Annotated in this window: 17 protein-coding genes; 2 read left to right on the top strand and 15 right to left on the bottom strand. The window is 26.0% G+C overall.

Features of this window, described 5'->3' with window-relative positions; translation table 4 throughout:
* The first annotated feature begins 130 nt into the window (after positions 1-130).
* Positions 131-960, top strand: a protein-coding gene (locus tag AACK86_RS06290) for an IS5 family transposase (RefSeq protein ID WP_338981915.1) whose coding sequence is annotated in 2 segments (ribosomal slippage) — positions 131-527 and positions 527-960 — 831 coding nt in all. Because the reading frame shifts where the segments join, the coding sequence is not laid out codon by codon here.
* Positions 961-1113: 153 nt separating this feature from the next.
* Here AACK86_RS06290 and AACK86_RS06295 read toward each other — a convergent pair.
* The 11 genes from AACK86_RS06295 to AACK86_RS06345 all read right to left on the bottom strand — a co-directional run bounded on the left by AACK86_RS06295 (position 1114) and on the right by AACK86_RS06345 (position 7545).
* Positions 1114-1275 (bottom strand): hypothetical protein, encoded by a 162-nt coding sequence (locus AACK86_RS06295; RefSeq protein ID WP_338981916.1) that lies wholly within the window; start codon positions 1273-1275, stop codon positions 1114-1116.
* 76 nt (positions 1276-1351) lie between these two features.
* A complete protein-coding gene (locus AACK86_RS06300) occupies positions 1352-1765 on the bottom strand; it encodes a hypothetical protein (RefSeq protein WP_338981917.1) in 414 nt (137 codons plus the stop codon).
* A 55-nt stretch (positions 1766-1820) separates the two neighbouring features.
* Positions 1821-3683, bottom strand: a complete 1863-nt coding sequence (locus tag AACK86_RS06305; RefSeq protein WP_338981918.1) for a hypothetical protein — start codon at positions 3681-3683, stop codon at positions 1821-1823.
* 24 nt (positions 3684-3707) lie between these two features.
* Positions 3708-3953: a hypothetical protein gene (locus AACK86_RS06310; RefSeq protein WP_338981919.1), complete on the bottom strand. Its 246-nt coding sequence runs from the start codon at positions 3951-3953 to the stop codon at positions 3708-3710.
* Between the two features lie 9 nt (positions 3954-3962).
* Positions 3963-4289 carry a hypothetical protein gene (locus AACK86_RS06315; RefSeq protein WP_338966980.1) on the bottom strand — a complete coding sequence of 109 codons (327 nt, stop codon included), beginning with the start codon at positions 4287-4289 and terminating at the stop codon, positions 3963-3965.
* Positions 4290-4302: 13 nt separating this feature from the next.
* Positions 4303-5292, bottom strand: coding sequence for a hypothetical protein (locus AACK86_RS06320; RefSeq protein ID WP_338981920.1), 990 nt, complete (start codon positions 5290-5292; stop codon positions 4303-4305).
* 31 nt (positions 5293-5323) lie between these two features.
* On the bottom strand, positions 5324-5566 hold the full coding sequence (locus AACK86_RS06325; RefSeq protein WP_338981349.1) for a hypothetical protein: 243 nt from the start codon (positions 5564-5566) through the stop codon (positions 5324-5326).
* Between the two features lie 15 nt (positions 5567-5581).
* Complete coding sequence (locus AACK86_RS06330) at positions 5582-5812, bottom strand: hypothetical protein (RefSeq protein WP_338966950.1); 231 nt, start codon at positions 5810-5812, stop codon at positions 5582-5584.
* A 164-nt stretch (positions 5813-5976) separates the two neighbouring features.
* Entirely contained in the window at positions 5977-6189 is a 213-nt protein-coding gene (locus AACK86_RS06335) for a hypothetical protein (protein ID WP_338981921.1), read from the bottom strand.
* Between the two features lie 81 nt (positions 6190-6270).
* The gene (locus tag AACK86_RS06340) at positions 6271-7113 is read right to left on the bottom strand and encodes a rolling circle replication-associated protein (protein ID WP_338981922.1); all 843 of its coding nucleotides are present in this window, start codon (positions 7111-7113) and stop codon (positions 6271-6273) included.
* Between the two features lie 132 nt (positions 7114-7245).
* Entirely contained in the window at positions 7246-7545 is a 300-nt protein-coding gene (locus AACK86_RS06345; RefSeq protein WP_338966992.1) for a hypothetical protein, read from the bottom strand.
* Between the two features lie 568 nt (positions 7546-8113).
* Here AACK86_RS06345 and AACK86_RS06350 point away from each other — a divergent pair.
* Entirely contained in the window at positions 8114-9583 is a 1470-nt protein-coding gene (locus AACK86_RS06350; RefSeq protein WP_338981923.1) for a ribosome-inactivating family protein, read from the top strand.
* 30 nt (positions 9584-9613) lie between these two features.
* Here the strand turns inward: AACK86_RS06350 and AACK86_RS06355 are convergent, their stop codons facing one another.
* The 4 genes from AACK86_RS06355 to AACK86_RS06370 all read right to left on the bottom strand — a co-directional run bounded on the left by AACK86_RS06355 (position 9614) and on the right by AACK86_RS06370 (position 13476).
* The gene (locus AACK86_RS06355; RefSeq protein ID WP_338981924.1) at positions 9614-10687 is read right to left on the bottom strand and encodes an integrase core domain-containing protein; all 1074 of its coding nucleotides are present in this window, start codon (positions 10685-10687) and stop codon (positions 9614-9616) included.
* Positions 10688-10748: 61 nt separating this feature from the next.
* Positions 10749-11201, bottom strand: coding sequence for a hypothetical protein (locus tag AACK86_RS06360; protein ID WP_338981925.1), 453 nt, complete (start codon positions 11199-11201; stop codon positions 10749-10751).
* A gap of 60 nt (positions 11202-11261) precedes the next feature.
* Positions 11262-13100 (bottom strand): hypothetical protein, encoded by a 1839-nt coding sequence (locus AACK86_RS06365; RefSeq protein ID WP_338981926.1) that lies wholly within the window; start codon positions 13098-13100, stop codon positions 11262-11264.
* Positions 13093-13476 carry a hypothetical protein gene (locus AACK86_RS06370; protein WP_338981927.1) on the bottom strand — a complete coding sequence of 128 codons (384 nt, stop codon included), beginning with the start codon at positions 13474-13476 and terminating at the stop codon, positions 13093-13095. Before AACK86_RS06370 ends, AACK86_RS06365 begins: the two co-directional genes overlap by 8 nt.
* Positions 13477-13479 lie beyond the last annotated feature (3 nt).

The raw sequence follows: 13479 nt of genomic DNA on the forward strand, positions 1-13479 counted from the left end.
TTTTAAACTCCTTAAATTAAGAAAACCGTATTACAAAAAATACGATTTTCAAAAATATTTATTAGACTTCTTGCGATACCTTTTTTATTAAAATATTCTTATAAAATATAATTTATGAGGATATCAAAATATGAAAAATAATAAATTTAATACTCTTAATGATAAAGAATGGTTAAGATTAACAGGAATAAAAAAATCCACTTTTAATAAAATGTTAGATATTTTACAAGTAGCTGAAATAGAAAAATTTAAAAAAGGTGGTAAAACTAATAAATTATCACTAGAAAATAGATTATTGATGACTTTATCATATTGACGAGAATATCAGACTTATTTTCATCTTGGTAAAAATTTCGGAATTAGTGAATCTAATTGTTATCGGAATATCAAGTGAATTGAAGATATTTTAATTAAAAACTCTGATTTTCAACAACTTGCTGGTAAAAAAGCACTAATAAATGATTATTTTAATGATAAAACTATTATTATTGATGCTACCGAAACTCCAATCCAACGCCCAAAAAAAGACAAAAACAATCTTATTCTGGTAAAAAGAAAAAACACACCATTAAAACACAAGTAATTATCGAACAAGAAATCAGAAAAATTATTGCAACAAGTTTTTCACTTGGGAAAAAACATGATTATGCTTTATTTAAAGAATCAAAAATCCCAATTTTAAAAAATACCAAATTAATAGTTGATAGTGGTTATCAAGGAATACAAAAAATTCACAATAATGTTCTAATACCTACAAAGAAAACAAAGAAAAACCATTTAAATAAAGCACAAAAACAACATAATAGACTAGTTTCAAAAATGAGAATTATTATTGAAAATATTTTTGCTATTCTTAAAAAATTTAAACTTATGACAGAAAAATATCGTAATCGTAGAAAAAGATTTGGTTTAAGATTTAATTTAATTGCCTCAATTTATAATTTGCAATTATTAATTTAACATAAAAGATTTATTTAAAATTAAAGAATTTAAATAATAAATTCGTTTTTTGTTGTGGCAAAATATTAATTTTTTAGATAAAAGACATAATTAATTAAAATTATATTTTTCTATTACTGTCTTTTTACAAATATTTGTAATTTTTTTAATAGGTTATGCAAGAAGTCTAATATAGAAATAAGTACATAAATTTAAATAGGCAGTAATGCGTTTTTTAGTTTTATAGTAATAAGGATTACGGCAATTAGCACTTAATCAACTTTGGATTTTTGCTTTTAGATCTGCTAAATCAGCTTGGGAAATAATATATTTCATTTTTTACAACTCCTTAAATTAAGAAAACCGTATTACAAAAAATACGATTTTCAAACATATTTATTAAAATTGCTAATTAATTAGGTATTTTGGCATAGAAAGAAGTTATAATATAAGATAATCCTATTGATTTAGTAAATGTTATCTTAACCTTAATTATCTCAGAAATTTCATAACCAAAATCTGAATCTAAATAACTAAAATCATCATAATTTTTTTTAACACCGTTATTTTTATAAAAATTAATTCAATCTTTATTTTTATTTCCAAGAGATAAGCTAAAAATGCGAGTTCGTTTAATTTCAAGGGGCAAATCTATGTTATCTTGAAATTTAATTTTAGCACCACCACCAATTTTACTAGGAATTAAAAAACTATTATAAATGCCAGGAAACTCTAAATCATATTTTTTTAAATCACTGCTATTTTTATTGCACCCAGAAATAAACATTACACTTATTAAATTTAAAGTTGATAAAAATTTTCACATAACAAAAAATCCTCCTTTCAAAGAAATTATATTATATAAAAATATTAAAAATATTTTAAGAGAACTTTTTTAATAGCATTAGTAATATTGCTAATGGTACTATAAATTCAAATAACATCTGAAATGCCGGAATAACTTCAAATACCGGAAATGCCGTTTTCGTAAAATTAATCGTCGTTTTGGCAATGTCAGCAATAGGGCGAATTAAAAGATTAATCCCAGAAAGACCAAGTAATCAATTCAACACACTAACAGAAGCGTGCTGAATACCACAAGATATTGCACTAAATAAACCTCAATAAGAACAATTGGGCGTAGGAATTAAATCATCCATATCACCACTTATTCCACCACCAATAAAAGCCGTTGAATTCAAAATGTTAAAATCGTATAAATAATAATGATATTCAGTGCTTTCACTTTTCTTTTTATATAATGGAAAAGTCAGTGTAAAAATATTAATTCCATACATTACATCGACTTTAGCATTATAAAAATGCAGTTTATTACTAGTGGCGTTTCATAATTGGTTATCATATGCTTTTAACACATTAAAATCTATTTGATAATAACTTTTACCAGTATTAAAACCATTGGCAATTTGTTTATCTTTAACAAAGAAATAAGAACGAAAAATCATATTTTTACTATTTTCGATGATTGAACCAAAGTTAATTAAATACCGTTTGGGATAAAAAGTAATTAAGGAACGATAGAAAAACCCCATTTGTAAAACATTTTTAGGAATTTGTTGCATCCCTTTATAATCTAATTCTAAATAAGTAGAGGCATCTGTATCAAAACTCGCATAAAAGAATTGTACAAAAAACTCACCTAAAACTTTATAAATTTTGTTAAATAAACCATTAATAAAATTAATAGTTAAATCTTTTTGATAATAAAGTATAAAGTCTTTAAAATCAGACTTTAATTTATCATCATAGCGTAAAAAATGGAAAGTATTACCATAATAATTAATTTGTCCAAAAAAGGTATTGATAAAATCTCTTCCAAAACTTGTTTGCGACCCAAATTTTAAAATTGATTTACCATTTTCTAAAAACTCAATATCACCTATAAGGTCAACACCATTAGTTTTTATAGTAATAACATCACCAAAACTAGAAAAAGAAAGTTCTGTAAAAATAATAGCTTGTGCTATATAATCATCATACAAAGTCTTTCGACTTAAACTAAATTTACTATTCTGTTTAAAGCCATTTAACTTAATTGATATTTCATTCATATATTTAAAATTATCATCAAAGAAATTAAAAACGGGGACTCAATATAAATAACTATAATTAAATTTATCAAAATCTCGGCGTTGTATCATTAAATAATCAAGTTTATCTTGAAACTGATTATATTGATATTCACCATCATTTTTAGTTATTTCGGTAGGTAATGGTTGCTCGTTTTCTTTTTCTGGTAAAGAGGGCATTTCGGCATAGAAAGAAGTTATACTATAAGATAATCCTATTGATTTAGTAAATGTTATCTTAACCTTAATTATCTCAGAAATTTCATAACCAAAATCTGAATCTAAATAACTAAAATCATCATAATTTTTTTTAACACCGTTATTTTTATAAAAATTAATTCAATCTTTATTTTTATTTCCAAGAGATAAGCCAAAAATGCGAGTTCGTTTAATTTCAAGGGGCAAATCTATGTTATCTTGAAATTTAATTTTAGCACCACCACCAATTTTACTAGGAATTAAAAAACTATTATAAATACTAGAAAACTCCAACTCACAACTATTACCACATTGACTAGGATTTGTGGCTCGTTTTTCTCGTTTCATAAATGATTTTTGCATATTCGGTTTTGGTGATTGTTTTGTATCAAAGAAAGCACCCAGAGGGACTAAACCAATAAAAGCGATAACTAATCATGACATAAATTTATACATATCTATTTATCCTTTCTTTTGTGTTTAACTTCTTAAAATAAAGTATATTGTTGATAAAATACAAATCGTTCCTAAAATTTGGAAAATCGGATGTTGGGAAAACAACCTTATCATTGGTTTAAACAAATCTAAAATTTTAATATTTTTCGATAAAACTTTATTAAAATATTCTAAACCCTCACGCACATAGGCTCATAAACCTAAAAAGTCATTTAAAGCAAAAGTAGAAAAAACAGCAACAAGAATAAATAATATTATTAATTTAAACATTTTCTAAACCTACCTTTTTATTCGCCGTCCGTGTTGGTTAACTCACGGTCTGTTTTTAGGACTATTACCACTAAATTTCTTAATTGGACCACTAGATGATTTTTTCTTAACTCCCCAATTAGCAACTGATTTTCGATATTTTTTACGAAAACCAACTTTTGGTCGTTCAATATGAATACCTAAAATACCACCAATTACAAGATTTATCACAAGCATAATTAGCGGAAAAATAATAATGCGAATATCTGTTCCAGGAATGGTTAAAGTTCAAATTAAATCAAAAACTTTATAAAACATATCGCCAATCAAACTAGCCATTTTTTCTAAGTTTTCCATTTTTTAAACTCCTTTACTTATTTTTTTTATTCAAATTATTTTTTAACTTAGTAAGTATCTTGCTAAATTTTTCCATTTTTAAATATTCTAATGCTTCAATATCCATCACATTATCATTTCAAAATTTATGCTGATAATTATCATTCAAAGCACGATTACTTAATTCACGCAAGAATGATAAATATTTATTATCATAAAGGTTTAAAATTGACATCGGAATTTTCAATTTAAAGAAATAAATGTCTAATTCCGGAATGCTGCGATACTTAATTTTGCGACCTTTTTTATCATTTTTAGCATTAATTAGCGTTAATCGTCATTGCTCGTATTCGCTTACCGATTTAAAAGTGCCATAAATAACTTGTAAATAGGGTCGGAAAATACTAACTGGTTTTTTTCTAATGCCAACAATTATTGAATTCGCAATATCACGAACTTTAACTCATATATGTTCGGCTCGTTGTCCGCTTGCTAATACGATATGGGTAAATTGTCGAGCCGAAGCGAAATATTCTTGTAAACCCTGGGTTACTCTATCATTTTCTTTGTAGTCAGTACCTTCGAGAAATAAGTTAGTTTCATCTCATAGCAGTAAATGTTTTTCATCTAAAATTGGATAATTATAATCTAAAAGTGACATATGCCCTAACGAAAGCATTTGTTTATCTGTAATCGGAAAAGTAGACATCGTTTTTCAACCACTTAATAAGTAAGAAGCTAAAACCATTAAAGCAGTTTTCCCGGTTCCTAAGGCACCAATGACTAAATTTAGGGGCGAATTTAATAGGAAATTAATAAAACTACGACGAGCAAAGAAATGAGAAATTTTAGTATATAAAACATACAAAACAATTAATAAATAAATAATATCAAATAACATTCGTCAACTTTGGGGATTATAATAATGCAAAATCGCACCATAAACTCACGCAATAATAAATAAAGTGCGATTTAAAGCGATAAAATCATATAATCTTAAATTTATTTTCTTAAACAATAGCATCATTTAAATCACACTTTCTTTATTTTTATTATTATCTGCCGGGCATTAATTTTTCAAACATTTTGAAAGCGATTAAAAATAAACCAATAATCACACCAAGCAAGAAAACTCAATATGTAGCAAAGAAATTAACAACATTGGGCATATTACCACCAATAATATCAGTTCAAATATTACCGAACGCTTTAATTAATGCTTTTCATAAGTTAGTAACCGCTTGTTCACCAGTAATTGCTACCGGTGTTATTGCTCCATCAAGAAAAATTCTAAACATATAATCACCCCCTTTCTAAACAAAATATGATTTAACCTTATAAAATAAAATAACCATAAATAAGACAATGAATACTAATACCATTCAAAACGCAATATTTGCTATTAAAAGTCAAAGTAGTTCTTGGGTTAAATCAATTTCTTTTCCAGAAACTCACGCCGGAATAACTTTAATTTGAATAAATAAATCTCAAAAATATAATTTTGTCATTTCTCAATCTAAATCTTTTCAAGCAACTAAAAACATAATAATTACCGCTTAAAAGGTCAAAAGAGTAGAAAAATAATTGCCGAGAAGAGCATTACAATTATTAAAATTGAAAACAAAAATACAACTTGGGGTGGTAAATCGGTAGTTGGATAAATTAATTCAATTAACTCAATAATTATTTTTTTAAACATTTTCTAAACCTACTTTTTAATTTCTTTTTCATCTTGTTCTAATAAATTTCGCTTAAACTTTGCAATAAATATTCGTTGTGCATAAGTAAAATCTTTTGGCAACTGCTTTGCTTCACTACCATATTTCTTTTTATCTTTAAAAAAACGATAAATATTAACCGCAATATAGTATGCTATTAATAATGTTAAAATCATAAAGAACACTAGGCCAAATATACTCATCTTTCTTTTCTCCTTAATTTTCTAATTTTTAAATTTTTAATTCTTATTTTAAATTGCAATTTTTCTTTCATTTTTTAACTCCTAATGTTTCATTTTTCTTAGTTGATTTCTAAATCTTAAACTTTCTAAGGAAGCATAATTTGCACTTTCAAATTCTATATAATTAATATTTTTAAATTCATAGATTGCTCCGCACATTTTAGTTTTAAAGTTATTAACTGTTGATTTTAAGTACTTTACAAATTCAGAATTTACGGTTCTATTAACAATATTATTCAAAGTATCGGTAAATATTTGTTTTCTAATAATGGGGTTTTGACAGTTATAAGAGAATTGATAAGCCTTGATATTTAAATCATATTGATTTAATGATTTTTCATTCAGGACATTTTTAGTTATATATTTGGAGCAATATTTTACAACCATTTCATTAGTATTTTCACGAACTCTAATATTTTTATTAATTCCATAAGGTCAAAATTGTAAAATAATTTTATGTGGTATTTTTTCGGTGATTAAAATATGAAAATGAATAACGCCTCGTTTCTGATATTCATAGGTATACAAATACTTAATATTTTTATTTTTAACTTTAAATCAATATTTTAATTTTTTAAAAAATTTATTTAAATCACGCTTACATTTTCTAATGTCAAATTCATTAACATCAGCATAAGTAAGAGTTAAGAATGTAAGTTTTTTACAGTCTCAAAAATTATGGTATGCCTTCCGAATAACATTAGATTTTGCACGAATATTACTATTAAGCAGTTTTGTATCGCAATTACCTCTATTTTTTAAACCGCTAACATTGCGGTTATTTGCTTTGATGCGTTCTAAAGGCATAACAATATTACGAATATATTGCCCGTAATAAATGGTTTTCATATAAAAATCAGTCGGATTTTGAGGTTGTAAATTCATATTTTATGCTCCCGTTTTAGATTTTCGCCAGTTGTGTTATTTAATCAAGTAATAGTCGGCTTCGCCGACTAACCCGCTAGCGGGCGGGGCATACGCCTTCCGCACCGCTTCGCAGACCGAAGTGATTATCAATTAACTGGACAAGTTTTTTTGATTTTTTGATAATTCAATTTTTTGCAAGTTAACTATTTTGGGGGTTTTTTCAAAAGTTAATTCGCAACTAAAAAATGATTTAACATTTTCTTTTAACAGTTTATAAATTTCTTGTTGTTCTAGATTGTTATCATCAATTCATAAAGCCTTTTGTTCGCCGGTAGGCTCAAATAAGTCATTTTCATAACGCAAAAATTCGGCAGAATAACCTGACATCATAGAGCCATCTTTATTTTTAAATATTTTTCTTTTTATACTAACTAATTTAACTTTAAACATTATTTTTTAAATTCCTTTTACTTTTATTTTTTAAAATTTTTTTAATATGATTAATAATTTTTTTCTCACAAGCAACATGCAAATATCGTTTATCACTAAATAGATGTAAACACCAGCGACATATTTTATAATCTATCGTTCCTTTCAAAATTTAAAAACCCTTTTCATCGCAAGAATTACAGATTCCAACTGTATTTTTATTACCAACAACATAACTTTCGTTGTCGCATTCAATACAAAATATTACTGCCAAAAGAAAACACCCCCTAAAAGTTTGTAGAAAACAAAATCTTGTCATATGTATATGGTTTCTACATCATTATCAAAAGTATGTAATATACCACAGACTTATGACAGGAACAAGAAGTTTTTTAAAAAAGGGGCAAATTTAATTTTTATTTAAAATTTTTATAAATAACGACAAATTCTAAGAAAATTTTTAAAAGCAGTTTATAATTAAATTCCAAGGGAAAAAGATTACAGATTATTTTTTTGGTAGAAAGACTGGTTGATTGTTGAATAAATTTTATTAATTTAGTAAAAATTCACAAAAAGGAATTTAATTAATATGAAAAAAATACTCAGTTTATTGAGTATACTAACAATTAGTGGCGCAACAATGCCGATGGTCATTGCTGCAGCTCCTTATCAACAAAAAAATAATTTAGAAACTTTAAAAAGAAATAAAAGACAAAATAATAATATATTTACAACAGGGACATTAAATTTTGATTTTGATGTTAAAGAATATTTTAAAAATTTATGTAAAGTTATAAAAGATTTATTAGAAAAAGGAATTATTCTGAATGTTTCAGATTCTTTAAGTGGGAACGAAACTGTTTGTAATTCAAATTATTTTTCTGTAAATTCAAATTCAAACTATAGATATTTTATTATACCCATTTTGTTTGAGGGAAGAGACATTCAGTTAGTTTTTAGATCAAGTGATTTTTACTTAGAGGGGGTTTCGGTTGTCACAAACAATGAAGTTCCTTTAAACTTGTATTATCATTTTTCTGACTCAACTATAACAGAATTAAGTGGATATTTTTCTAGAAGTTTTGGATTTTCTGCTAATTATAATAATCTTATGCCTATACCCGATTCAGGTGAAGCGGTAGTTAGATGAGACAATAATATAACTCAAGCATTTTGAGATATTATTAACTATGGAGATAATCCCAGCTCTTCAGGTAATGTTTCAGTAATTAGAGGTGCATTAGCTCGTGTTATTTTAGCTACATCTGAAAGTATTAGATTTAGAGTAGTGAGAAGTTCAATTATTAATTATAATCCAACTGAGGCAACATGAAGTTTTTTTCATAACCACATAACAAATTGAGATAATTTAACTAATCAAGCTATTGTTTATGTGGACCAACATGGAACTTTAAATGGATTTTTAGCAGCGGCTACTATTTTAATGTTTTCGGGTAGAATGGATGCTCATTTAAATAGTTGTAATAGAAAACAAGTAAGAGATTTAAATGGTAATGATGAATATTGTTTTAATATCCCAGAAAAGATTGTATATTTTAGAGATGATTATAAAGTTTCAAAGCACAATATTGATCAATGAATCGATGGTAATGCTCATACTTCAAAAGGTTTTTTTCATTATGATTTTTCTGAAACTGAAATAGGAGATATTTCCCCTTTAAAATATAATAAAATTGATTTTTTCGGTGAACAATTAACTAAATTTAGTTGGGGTAATGATCCATATTCTGGAACAAAAATAAACCAAAGCGATTTAAGAAAAAATTTTAAAAATTATATTGTAAATAAAAATTTAAGAGATTTCGCTGCAAGAGAATGATCAGATAAAATAAAATTAGCTACACTAAATGATAAATGTGATAAAGATTTTATTGCTGGAATGTGTTTTACTCAATCTGTAGGTATAACATTTTATTGAAACGAAAACACAAGAAAATGACATATACAAATTCCTTCTATTGTTTGAGTTGATATTTGAAATTCAAATTCTGGTGGTGCTAGTTGAATATGGATTGGTGAGGGAATAAAGCTTAGTTAATTTTATAATTCTACAAAATTTTTAAAAAGATTAAAAATTTTGTAATTTTTGAAATGGGGTTTTAGTATTTAATGATGAATGACGGCGTTCAAAGTTGTAAAAATAATAATATTGATTTAAATAATGTTGTAGTTCATTTTGATTTAATTTTTTATTCTTAGCATAAAACAATTTGGTATAATGTTGATGAAATCGCTCGATTTTGCCGTTACTCTGTGGCGAACGAATAGGTGTAGTTTCGTGAACAATCCCATTATTTGAAAGAAAGGTTGTAAAAGGCCTTTCTTTTACTTTGTATGCTTTTTTATTACTTCAGTTAGTAGTAGTGAATTCTGGTGCGTTATCAGTACGAAGGCGTTTAATGGTTATGCCAAGTTCGCCGAAATCTTTCATTGCTCTATGTACGGCATTAAGGGCATTGTTAGTTCCTAAACTATCATAAACATAACCAAATACTATGCGTGTCATTTCGTCAATGAAATCATAAATATAATATTTTTTGTCAACCGGAAAATTTGATGGGGTAATAATTTTAGCATCCATTTGTAAAAGACCAATCTCGGAGACTTCGTAACGCTTAAAATGGCGTTTTGTTTGTTTGATTTGCTGTTTTAATTCTTTTCAGCGAGGGTCAGATTTAATTCAACGATAAAAAGTTTTGATGTTTTTAGGAACTTCTGAATTGTTGACATCGTTAAAACCGATTTTTAAATTGTTAAATAAAGACCACATTCCGCCGGCTTGAAGATTTTTGTAATCAAAATATAAATCACATATTTTTTCACGAGAATTTAAACTATATTGATAATTAAGATTTTGTGGTTTTGTAGTTTTAAACAATAACAAATCTAAATTGTCAGAATAATAAGCGGTCATAATTTTTTGTGCCCAACGATAAAAGGTTTTCGTTGCATTTTTAAAATATTTTTTAATAAGTTTTGTTAAAGTTGTTTCTTCAATATAAAAATAAGTACATAAATTTAAATAGGCAGTAATGCGTTTTTTAGTTTTATAGTAATAAGGATTACGGCAATTAGCACTTAGCCAACTTTGGACTTTTGCTTTTAAATCTGCTAAATCAGCTTGGGAAATAATATATTTCATTTTTTAACTCCTTAAATTAAGAAAATCGTATTACAAAAAATACGATTTTCAAAAATATTTATTAATTTTTTAATTGATTAAGTAATGCTTGCTCATTATCTTTTTCAGGCAAAGGGGGAGAAGTAAACATTAATTCTAATCAATTATAAAAACTATGCGTTTTAATTATTTTACCTTTGATATCCACTACTTTTAAATTACCACTTCTTGCAAAATTACCAGTTTTTAATGTACTGATTCCTTCTTCATCTAAATAAATATAACTATTTTTCATAGCTAATGTATTTTTAAATTCAATTGGCAATTTACTTAATCCGCTTTCATTTTTATTAAATTCACTTAAGGCTATACTAAAGTTTTGCCTAAATCCATCTCACATTCAATTAATAGTTGCTTTAGATAAAGAAAATTCATATTCTTTAAAATTATCAGCAATTGAAATATTATTACTTTTACAAGCCGGGGCAAACATCACGCTTGCTAAACTTAACACTAATAAACTCTTTTTTCACATAACAAAAAACCTCCTTTCTTTAAGAAGAAATTATACATTTAATAGAGTATTCTACCAAATTTAAGAAAACTTTTTAATTAACATTAATAAAATTGCTAAAGGAACTACAAATTCAAATAACATCTGAAATGCCGGAATGACTTCAAACACCGGAAAAGCAGTTTTAGTAAAGTTAATTGTTGTTTTAGCAATATCCGCAAGGGGGCGAATTAAAAGATTAATTCCAGAAAGGCCAAGTAATCAATTTAACATGCTAACAGAAGCGTGTTGAATACCACAAGATATGGCACTAAATAAACCCCAATAAGAACAGTTAGGTGTTGGAATTAAGTCATCCATATTACCGCTTATGCCGCCGCCAATAAAAGCCGTTGAATTCAAAATGTTAAAATCGTATAAAAAATAATGATATTCAGTGCTTTCATTTTTCTTTTTATATAGCGGAAAAGTTAGTGTAAAAATATTAATTCCATACATCACATCAACTTTAGCATTATAAAAATGCAGTTTATTACTAGTAGCATTCCATAACTGATTATCATATGCTTTTAAAACATTAAAATTTATTTGATAAGAACTTTTACCGGCATTAAAACCATTGACAATTTGTTTATCTTTAACAAAAAAATAAGAACGAAAAATTATATTTTTACTATTTTCCATTGTTGAATCAAAATTAATTAAATATTGTTTAGGATAAAAAGTAATTAAGGAGCGATAGAAAAAGCCCATTTGTAAAACATTTTTAGGAATTTGTTGCATCCCTTTGTAATCTAATTCTACATAAGTAGAAGTATCCATATCAAAGCTGGCATAAAAGAATTGTACGAAAAAACCACCTAAAACTTTATAAAGTTTATTAAATAAATCATTAATGAAATCAATAGTTAAATTTTTTTGATAATGAAGCATAAAATCTTTAAAATCAGTCTTTAATTTGTCATCATAGCGTAAAAAATGGAAGGTATTACCATAATAATTAACTTGTCCAAAAAAGGTATTAATAAAATTTCCTCCAAAACTTGTTTGCGAGCCAGATTTTCAAAGTGATTTACCATTTTCTAAAAACTCATTATAGCCAACAATGCTACCATGTTCAGTTTTTATAGTAATAACATTACCAAAACTAGAAAAGGAAAGTTCTCTAAAAATAACTTTTTCCATCATATCAGGTTCAGGATATAAATTTTTACGACTTAAACTAAATTTGCTATTCTGTTTAAAGCCATTTAACTTAATTGATATTTCATTCATATATTTAAAATTATCATCAAAGAAATTAAAAATTGGGACTCAATATAAATAGCTATAATTAAATTTATCAAAATCTCGGCGTTGTATCATTAAATAATCAAGTTTATCTTGAAACTGATTATATTGATATTCGCCATCATTTTTAGTTATTTCGGTAGGTAATGGTTGTTCGTTATCTTTTTCAGGCAAAGGGGGAGAAGTAAACATTAATTGTAATCAATTATAAAAACTATGCGTTTTAATTATTTTACCTTTGATATCCACTACTTCTAAATTACCACTTCTTGCAAAATTACCAGTTTTTAATGTACTGATTCCTTCTTCATCTAAATAAATATAACTATTTTTCATAGCTAATGTATTTTTAAATTCAATTGGCAATTTACTTAATCCGCTTTCATTTTTATTAAATTCACTTAGGGCTATGCTAAAGTTTTGCCTAAATCCATCTCACATTCAATTAATAGTTGCTTTAGATAAAGAAAATTCATAAATTTCACCATTACTAGGATTAGTAGCTCGTTTTTGTCGTTTCATAAAAGATTGTTCCATATTAGGTTTTGGTGATTTTTTTGTATCAAAGAAGGCGCTTAGAGGGACTAAACCAATAAACATTACAATAAATCAAGAAATAATCTTATGCATCACATCACGCCTTAAAACTATTTTTTATCGCTTTAAAAGCATCAGAAAATTTATAATGATTATGTTGTGGACATTCACAATTAGTAACTTGCATTTGATGCTTTCTAAAAACTTTATTAAAGTAATAACCCCTAATAAATAACTTAATAGCAGTTATTAACAAATAAACCATTAATAATCAAAAATACACCTTAAAAAATACATTTTGAAAATCAAACAATATAAAATCTTTAAAAAACTCATCTGTATTAGTTCTAATTCTTGTTAAAAACACTCAAATCATAACCATAACAGTATGAAATATAATAAAAAAATGCATAAAACCTAAAACGCTTTTAAATCATTTAATACTTAATATTTTCTTTAACTTTTTCATTTT

Origin of the sequence: Spiroplasma endosymbiont of Eupeodes luniger (assembly GCF_964019525.1) — a bacterium.
Lineage (GTDB): Bacteria > Bacillota_I > Bacilli_A > Mycoplasmatales > Nriv7 > Nriv7.